Source organism: Streptomyces sp. XY431, assembly GCF_001279805.1.
GTDB lineage: Bacteria > Actinomycetota > Actinomycetes > Streptomycetales > Streptomycetaceae > Kitasatospora > Kitasatospora purpeofusca.
The window spans coordinates 1-5,581 of sequence record NZ_LGDO01000182.1; the positions used below are offsets into that span (position 1 = coordinate 1).

Consider the following 5,581-nt stretch of genomic DNA (forward strand, 5'->3'; position numbering starts at 1 on the left):
CGTCGCTCTCCCGGAGCTTGACTGCGCCGTCGGGCGCAGCCGCAAGGTAGAGGCAGTTGGCGGTGTCGCCACTGAAGGAGGACTTCTGCCAGTTGTACGTGGTCATGGTTCTTCCCGTCTCAAATGCTCTGGGCCACACGGCGGATGAGGTCGCGGGAAGCGCCAGGCTTGAGCGCGCTCGCTTCCAAGCGATCCAGCACAGCTCGATACTTGATCAGCTGCGGCTCGGTGTCAATGAACTCGAATCTGTCCCCATCGACCTGGACGCTGTCCAAGCGCGCGACCTCTGCACCGAAGTACACGATCGCCGCGCCGGAGCTCGGGAAGCTACCAGTCCCGAACGGGATCACCCGCAGGTCGATGTGGGAGTACTCGCTCGCGGTCAGCAGGTATTCCAGCTGACCGCGAGCAACCTCCGGACCGCCGAATTCCATGCGCAGGGCTGTCTCGTGGACGACAGCCGACAACGGAGTCGGGCTCGCACCGAAGAGGACCGCCTGCCGTTTGATGCGATGCGACACCAGGTGCTCCACCTCGGGCGGGGACAGCGGTGGGACCACATCACGAAAGAGCGCGCGAGCGTGCTCAGCGGTTTGCAGAAGACCCGGAATGTGAACCACCGAGGTGATCCGCATCGACACCGCATGGTGTTCGAGTTCCGCCAGATCGAGCGCCCCGGCCGGGAGAATCTCGCGGTACTCCTCCCACCACCCGCGCGTGCGACCACCGGTCATACCGGTGAGCGCTTCTACCAGAGCGTCGTCCGCGCAGCCGTAGAGCCGGGCGAGCGCCCGGACCCGGTCCGCACTCACCGGGTATCCCCCGGATTCGATGTTGCTGATGCGGGACTGCTGGGTGCCGTGCAGTTCCCCGGCGCGGGTGACCGACAGACCAGCCTGCTCGCGCAACCGGCGCAGCTCCGCACCGAGTCGCCGCTGCCGAATGCTCGGCGGGACCTTGCTGGGCGGCATCCGCTGCTCCCTTCCTTCGCTCACCACGGCCGAGCTCTGCTCACCCTTTGGAGTGACAGTGCCATGGATTCTCTCAAGGCGGTGGACTACATACCACCGACTGGCTACTTTTGATGATGCATCAGGGCTTTGAACTGCCGCTGGTGGTGGCAGCTCGGCATTCAACTCCCTCACAGGCAGGAGACTTCCATGCCCGCTGTGCCCTCGCAAAACTCCCTCCCCTCCTTCGACGAGGAGCTGTGCGGACTCGTGCTCGACACCGCGCCCAGGCAGTTCGCCGTCGTCCAGGTGTACGACGCCGGCGGCCAGGATGCCGACGGGTGGGTTGCGCCTGGGGGTTCGCCGACGACAACGGGGTGACGCATCTCCTGGTCGTCGACGGGCGAACGCGGATGACGCTCGCTTCGCCCGAGCGGGCCCTCTGCCTGTTCGCAGGGCGACCGGGCCTCTCCGCCAGACTTGTCTGGCTCGCGCGACCCGGCACCGCCGCGCTGGACCGGGCCGAAGCCGCTTGAGCGGGGATCGTTCACGGCTCCGGGACGCGAAACCGACGGAGTACACCTGGCCGGGGTCACCACGGCGACCCCGGCCGAGGCATTGTCAAATCCTGTGGACTGACCCGACAGCCCAATGGCCGGTCGATCAAGCAAGCGGCTTGCGGTAACGGACGTACTCGTTCCGCCGCCGGAACCCCACACTCTCGTAAAGGTCGTAGGACCGGTGCGGATTCGCCGTGCCCGTGAACAGCCGAGCGGTCGTTGCACCCTGCTCGCGAAGGCTCCGCAGCCCGTCCAGCAGCAGGACCCGGCCGATTCCGAGGCGTCGCTGGTCCGTCCGGACACTCAGCTCTTCCACCTCGCCCACGGTGCGGTCGTGACGGTGGATGGAGCAGAGGGCGACGCCGACCATGTCCTGCCCGTTCCAGGCAGCCCTCCAGCATGCCGGGTCGGCGGTGTCGACGAAGTCCTGGAAAGGCCATCTCTGGGTGAAACCGGTGTCCGCGTACGAATCGACGACCGTCCTCCAGGCTGCACGGTAGTGGCTTGTCCCGATCGGCCCTGTCCGTATCCCGGCCGGCAGCTCGCTGCCCGGCTCGGGCACATGTTGCAGATCGCCCAGCTCCAGCTCGACCAGGCTGAAGACACGTCGGTAGCCGGCTGCGCGCAGAAGTGCCGTGGCGTCCTGCTCGGAGGCCATGGCGTTCGCGCCGATCACTGCCGTCCGCGCCGTTCCATGCTGATTGGCGAGCCGGCGGATCCGCTCTTCGGCCCAGCTCAGCATGGCTGAGCCGATGCCCTGGCCTCGATGCTCGGGCAAGAGGTGGCCGCGGTGCAGGTACAGCCACGTACCGTCCCGCTCCTGCCACCACCGGATCGTCGAGTAGCCGACGACGCTCCCGTCGAGCAGCACCAGGATCTGGTTCTTGGACGGCTCCTCCGACTTGGCAGAAGCCTCGGCGATCTCAGCCGCTGTCGGGGGCCCTTCCACTACCGATTGGACATCGACCCGGTCCCTTTCAACACACCCCAGCCGCACCGCGGCCATGGCGCCGTGGTCCTCGTCGCCGCGATACGGCCGGAAGCCGAAGCCGACCGGAAGGTCCTGTCCTGCCGTGCCGTCCAACATGACCGCATGTTCTCGAACTTCGAGGCAGGTCCGCCACCCTGTTCACGCCGCGGTCGTCTGCGGCCGTTCAACGAGCCGGCCGCGTTCGAAGCGGCCCCGGCGCGGACGAGAGCAACGAGGTGGGGTGCATTCACGGCTCGCCGGCAGGCCCGGGCGGACTCGACGACCAGAAGTCGATCACTCGGGAAGGTACGCCTTTCGCGTTCAACCCGAGGCCGATCCACAGGTCATGAGCATTGCTCCCGCCGGGCACAGTGGGTTGTCTGCGAAGAGTCGCGGGCGGTCACTTCGCTGAGGAGCCGACCCTGCGCTTCGGGGCGGAAGATGATCGTGGGGAGGGGTGGAACACACCTCGAAGCACCATCCCTGCAAGGTTCTCCGGCCGATACTTCCCAACCTCCGCAGTGGCGCAGCCGGACGGAGACATCCCTGTAGTGCTGCGACCGCGTAGGTTCGCCGGGTTGGTGCTGGCGGGCCATCAACCGGTTCGATGTCGTGAGACGTTCAGGTCGGTCGGAGGGGATGCGGTGGCAGAGCCGGTCATGGTCCGCAGGCTCACGGATCACGAAGGCCAGCAGTTACAGAGGATCGTGCGGCGGGGCAGTACCAGCTCGGTGCGTTACCGGCGGGCGATGATGTTGCTGGCCTCGGCCGGCGGGAACCGGGTCCCGGAGATCGCCCGGCTCGTGCAGGCGGACGAGGACACGGTGCGGGATGGTCCACCTCTGCTTCACCCCCACCAACGCCTCCTGGACCAACCCGATCGAGGCGCACTTCGGACCACTGCGACAGTTCACCCTCGCCAACTCGAATCACCCCAACCACACCGTCCAGACCCGCGCGCTTCACGCCTACCTGCGGTGGCGCAACGCCAACGCCCGCCACCCCGATGTCCTCGCCGCCCAGCGCCGCGAACGCGCTCGCATTCGCAGCGAGAAAGGTGTTCGCTGGGGCGGACGTCCAGCGAAGCACGCCGCGTGATCAGCCATGCTGGTGGGAACGGGGGCAAAACTCAATGGCACAGTTGCCCGCCCCGTGCTGGAGTGGGCGGATGGATCATGAAGAAGTGCTCGCCCTGTTCGACCGTCGGCTGAGGCACGACGCGAAGGCCGACGGCCCTGGCGCCCGTATCGAGCGTGATGGCGACGTCGTGCGACAGGTCGGCGCGGATCACGACTGGAACGGTGTCCTCTGGTCGGACCTCGACGATGCCACCGCAGACGCGGCGATCGCGGCGCAGGTGCGGTACTTCGCCTCGCTGGGGCGCGAGTTCGAGTGGAAGGTGTACGCCCACGACCGGCCCGGTGATCTCGGGCGGCGGTTGCGGTCGGCCGGGTTCACAGCCGAGCCGGAGGAGGCGGTGATGGTCGCCCGGATCCAGGATCTGCCCACCGTCGTCGCACTGCCCGAGGGTGTTCACCTGCGTCCGGTAACCGACTCGGCTGGGGTGGATCTCGTGGCGGACGTCCATGAGCAGGCCTTCGGCACCAGTAGCACCCGTCTGCGGCAGCGGCTGCTCGACCAACTCACCCAGAACTCGGAGACGGTCAGCATGGTCGTTGCGATGGCCGGCGACCTGCCCGTGTGCTCGGCGCGGATGGAACTGAACCCGGGCACGGAGTTCGCGGGCCTCTGGGGCGGCGGCACCGTGGCCGCGTGGCGAGGCCGGGGCATCTACCGGGCTCTGGTCGCCCATCGTGCCCGAGTCGCTGCCGACCTCGGCTACCGCTACCTCCAGGTCGACGCGACCGACCAGAGCCGCCCCATCCTGCAACGGCTCGGGTTCGCGGTTCTGAGCACCACGACCCCCTACGTCTACCAGCCCCCGCACAACGACCGCGAAGCGTAGACCGGCAACGCGGTCGCCGGGCGCACCCGGTGAACGTTGCCGGTCAGAGCAGTAGAGAGGCACAGAGGGCAGAGGGCGATGAGTGTGACTGAGAGTTGGTCGCGTGTGATGAGCCTTCTTCGGGAGCACGCGCCGGCCGATCACGCGGATCTGCCGGGGCCCGCTACGGAGCAGATGCTCACGGCAGCCGAGGAACGGATGGGGATCTCCCTTCAAGGGGACCTGCGGACGTGGCTGTTGCAGAACAATCTGGATCTGCCGGAGGAAGACGTCGACGACGACGTGATGTGCTGCGGCTTCGACGGGTTCCCCGACGAGGGAAGCTTCTTGCTGGGCATCCGGGCGATGGAGAGGCTCTACGCGAATCACCCCTTGTCCGGTGGGAGCGAATGGCGCGAGGAGTGGATCCCGTTCCTGTCGGACCGGGACGGCTGGACGGGAAAGTTCATCGACGCGAGGGACGGACGTATCGGCAGATGGTTCGTGGGTGCGCCCACGGTCACCGGCGAGTACGCGTCACTGGCTCACTACTTCGACTCCGTGGCGGAGATGCTGACGAGGATCGGCGCGGGGGACTGTCCGGTCTGTTCCGTTGCCGAAGGTCGACTTGTCTGGTCGTGAGACGGTGCCCAACTGGATGACGGCCATTGCCAAGCCGTCCTCACCTTGGAACGGCAATGAGATTCATCAGCGTTGACGTTCCAAGGTGAGGACGGCTGCGGCGATGACGGTCATCCGGTCGGGGCTGCAGCGGGCCCGGCGGACGACGGCCGTGACGTAGGCGTGGGCGGTCCCGACGGATATGCCGAAGCTCGGTCGACCACGCCCCGAACTCCATCGGCATCTCCCGCCACTGCCCGCCCGTCCGGAATCGCCAGATCACGCCCTCGAACTGCTGTCGCAGCCGCTCCGGGTACGGGCCGTAGTCGCCGATCGGCAAGTACGGCTCGATCAACGGGGCGAAGACGTCGCGACCGCAGGGACGGAGGACTGTGCCAACTACTGCGCGAGGTGGTCGAACTCCCCCGCCTTGACGCCCAGCAGAAGCGCCCGCAGCCGCCCCGGCGTGGTGGTGAGGACGGTGTCGGGCTCGTCGCTCTCCCGGAGCTTGACTGCGCCGTCGGGCGCAGCCGCA

Annotated in this window: 6 protein-coding genes and 2 pseudogenes; 4 read left to right on the forward strand and 4 right to left on the reverse strand. The window is 67.3% G+C overall.

Features of this window, described 5'->3' with window-relative positions:
- Both ADK60_RS41180 and ADK60_RS19315 read right to left on the reverse strand, forming a co-directional pair.
- On the reverse strand, positions 1-106 hold a 106-nt coding region (locus ADK60_RS41180), incomplete at its 3' end, for a DUF397 domain-containing protein (RefSeq protein ID WP_159400494.1).
- 13 nt (positions 107-119) lie between these two features.
- Positions 120-971: a helix-turn-helix domain-containing protein gene (locus ADK60_RS19315; RefSeq protein ID WP_053647580.1), complete on the reverse strand. Its 852-nt coding sequence runs from the start codon at positions 969-971 to the stop codon at positions 120-122.
- A 198-nt stretch (positions 972-1,169) separates the two neighbouring features.
- Here ADK60_RS19315 and ADK60_RS46720 point away from each other — a divergent pair, with 198 nt between their 5' ends.
- Complete coding sequence (locus tag ADK60_RS46720; protein WP_234371157.1) at positions 1,170-1,331, forward strand: hypothetical protein; 162 nt, start codon at positions 1,170-1,172, stop codon at positions 1,329-1,331.
- Positions 1,332-1,613: 282 nt separating this feature from the next.
- On the opposite strand, the gene ADK60_RS19320 is transcribed toward ADK60_RS46720, so the two are convergent.
- Complete coding sequence (locus tag ADK60_RS19320) at positions 1,614-2,597, reverse strand: GNAT family N-acetyltransferase (RefSeq protein WP_053647582.1); 984 nt, start codon at positions 2,595-2,597, stop codon at positions 1,614-1,616.
- Between the two features lie 717 nt (positions 2,598-3,314).
- On the opposite strand from ADK60_RS19320, the pseudogene ADK60_RS48440 reads away from it, so the two are divergent.
- From ADK60_RS48440 to ADK60_RS19335, 3 genes and pseudogenes are all read left to right on the forward strand, one after another.
- Positions 3,315-3,578: pseudogene (locus ADK60_RS48440) on the forward strand (IS630 family transposase); the annotation flags it as partial.
- Positions 3,579-3,648: 70 nt separating this feature from the next.
- Complete coding sequence (locus ADK60_RS19330) at positions 3,649-4,446, forward strand: GNAT family N-acetyltransferase (RefSeq protein WP_053647585.1); 798 nt, start codon at positions 3,649-3,651, stop codon at positions 4,444-4,446.
- A gap of 108 nt (positions 4,447-4,554) precedes the next feature.
- Entirely contained in the window at positions 4,555-5,067 is a 513-nt protein-coding gene (locus ADK60_RS19335; protein ID WP_286185288.1) for an SMI1/KNR4 family protein, read from the forward strand.
- A gap of 184 nt (positions 5,068-5,251) precedes the next feature.
- Here ADK60_RS19335 and ADK60_RS48445 read toward each other — a convergent pair.
- A pseudogene (locus ADK60_RS48445) lies at positions 5,252-5,401 on the reverse strand (transposase); the annotation flags it as partial.
- Positions 5,402-5,581 lie beyond the last annotated feature (180 nt).

Coding starts and splice junctions, on each gene's coding strand:
- ADK60_RS19315 (WP_053647580.1), bottom strand. CDS start 971: ATGCCGCCCAGCAAGGTCCCGCCGAGCATTCGGCAGCGGCGACTCGGT.
- ADK60_RS19320 (WP_053647582.1), bottom strand. CDS start 2,597: ATGTTGGACGGCACGGCAGGACAGGACCTTCCGGTCGGCTTCGGCTTC.
- ADK60_RS19330 (WP_053647585.1), top strand. CDS start 3,649: ATGGATCATGAAGAAGTGCTCGCCCTGTTCGACCGTCGGCTGAGGCAC.
- ADK60_RS19335 (WP_286185288.1), top strand. CDS start 4,555: ATGAGCCTTCTTCGGGAGCACGCGCCGGCCGATCACGCGGATCTGCCG.